The organism is Streptomyces beijiangensis (genome assembly GCF_017315755.1).
Classification (GTDB): domain Bacteria; phylum Actinomycetota; class Actinomycetes; order Streptomycetales; family Streptomycetaceae; genus Streptomyces; species Streptomyces beijiangensis.
This window is the reverse complement of record NZ_JAFLRJ010000959.1, coordinates 1-223: the sequence shown is the minus strand read 5'-3', so window position 1 is coordinate 223 and position 223 is coordinate 1. Positions and strand designations below refer to the sequence as shown.

General features: G+C 71.7%; 1 protein-coding gene. It reads right to left on the bottom strand.

Annotated elements, in window-relative coordinates:
- On the bottom strand, positions 1-223 hold a 223-nt coding region (locus J0695_RS40080), incomplete at both ends, for a 4'-phosphopantetheinyl transferase superfamily protein (RefSeq protein ID WP_206969737.1).

Below are 223 nucleotides of genomic sequence, written 5' to 3'. Positions count from 1 at the left end.
GCCCCGCAGGGCTCCACGGCCGTGCGGGGCGGCACCGAGGTAGTCCAGTGACAGCGCACGCCCCAGACCCGTGCCAAGCCCCTTGAGATAGGCCTCTTTACGGGTCCAGACCCGGGCGAAGGCGATCCCGCGGTCAGCCGCGTCGTACGCGCGCAGTTCGGCCGTCTCCCGCGGGTGCAGCGTCGGTCCCACCTCGTCCGCAACTTCGGGGGAGGTGACCTTC